This is a genomic window from Streptomyces capoamus (assembly GCF_014654935.1).
Lineage (GTDB): Bacteria > Actinomycetota > Actinomycetes > Streptomycetales > Streptomycetaceae > Streptomyces > Streptomyces capoamus.
Window position 1 is genome coordinate 297,481 of the sequence record NZ_BNBF01000003.1, and the last position, 1,125, is coordinate 298,605.

The 1,125-nt window shown below is 68.6% G+C and carries 3 protein-coding genes; 2 read left to right on the top strand and 1 reads right to left on the bottom strand.

Annotated features, from left to right (window positions below; translation table 11 throughout):
- On the bottom strand, nucleotides 1–302 hold a 302-nt coding region (locus IE312_RS39185; RefSeq protein WP_229899309.1), incomplete at its 3' end, for a TetR/AcrR family transcriptional regulator.
- A 92-nt stretch (nucleotides 303–394) separates the two neighbouring features.
- Between IE312_RS39185 and IE312_RS07265 the strand changes: the two genes are divergently transcribed.
- Both IE312_RS07265 and IE312_RS39190 read left to right on the top strand, forming a co-directional pair.
- Nucleotides 395–769 carry a hypothetical protein gene (locus tag IE312_RS07265; protein WP_370467525.1) on the top strand — a complete coding sequence of 125 codons (375 nt, stop codon included), beginning with the start codon at nucleotides 395–397 and terminating at the stop codon, nucleotides 767–769.
- A gap of 18 nt (nucleotides 770–787) precedes the next feature.
- The coding region (locus IE312_RS39190; protein WP_229899238.1) for a methyltransferase domain-containing protein at nucleotides 788–1,125 on the top strand (338 nt) is incomplete at its 3' end.

Below are 1,125 nucleotides of genomic sequence, written 5' to 3' on the forward strand. Positions count from 1 at the left end.
GCATCGGGGGCGTCACAGCTCCGCCGGTAGTGCCGGGCGAAGGCGTCCACCGCGTCGAGCAGATCGAGTTCCGCTGGAACCGCTCGCTCGATGTCCTCGTAGTACGGCCGCAGGTAGTCCGCGACCACGGCGACCACCAAGCCGTTCTTGCTCCCGAACAGCGAGTAGACGGCGCCCGTGGTCAGGTCGGCGCGTTCGGCGATCTCCTCGAGCCTGGCCCGGTACCCGTCCCGGGACACGACAGCGAACGCTGCGTCCAACAAGGCGCGGCGGTTGCGTTCCTTCGCCTCGGCTCTCGTCATTCTCATAACCAAATTATTACCGTAATCTGATTATGGAAACGGTCGGCTAGCTTCAGGGGGACAAGTCCATGGCCCAGGTCGCGGCACCACGGTTGACCCGTCGAACGGTGGGCGCCATCGCCGACGGCGCTTTCAAGGCGGTCCTCGCCGTCGTCTACCTCGCCGGCGCCGCCCCGCTCGCCCGGCTACTGGGCACACCCGTCTGGCTGTTGGTCGTCTCGGGTGCGGCCCTGCTGGTCTGCGGCGGCCTCGAACTGGGGTACACGCGCAGCCGCTCGATGCGCACGTACCTGAGGCTCATGGTCGCCTACGACAGCGGCTGGGTGCTGACGGCGCTCACCGGTCTCCTGATGGCCTGGCGAGGCAGCGGCGCCGGCGGCGAGCTGTGGATGGGCTACCAGACAGCCGCCTCCCTCGCGTTCGCCGCGTTGCTGCTCACCGCCCCCGCGAAGATCCCTGCCGCCTGACTGCCGGACCATGGGTGGATGAAGATGGTGTCGCTCCGGGTCCTGCGGGCCCTCGAACGGTTCAATGCCGCCCATCCGTGGGACCACAACGCCCACTACCACCGCTGGATCCTGCGGCAACTGCCGAGGCGCTTCGATCGCGCCCTGGACGTCGGATCCGGCAGTGGTGACCTGGCAAGGCTGCTGGCCGGACGTGCCGCCGCCGTGGAGGCGGTCGACGCCGATCCGGTGATCACGGCCCAGGCCCGGGAGCTGACTCCCGCCGCGCTGCCCGTGACCTTCACCGTCGCTGACGCAATGGCCGAGTTTCCTGCCGGCTGCTACGACGTCATCACCTGCGTCGCCACCCTGCACCA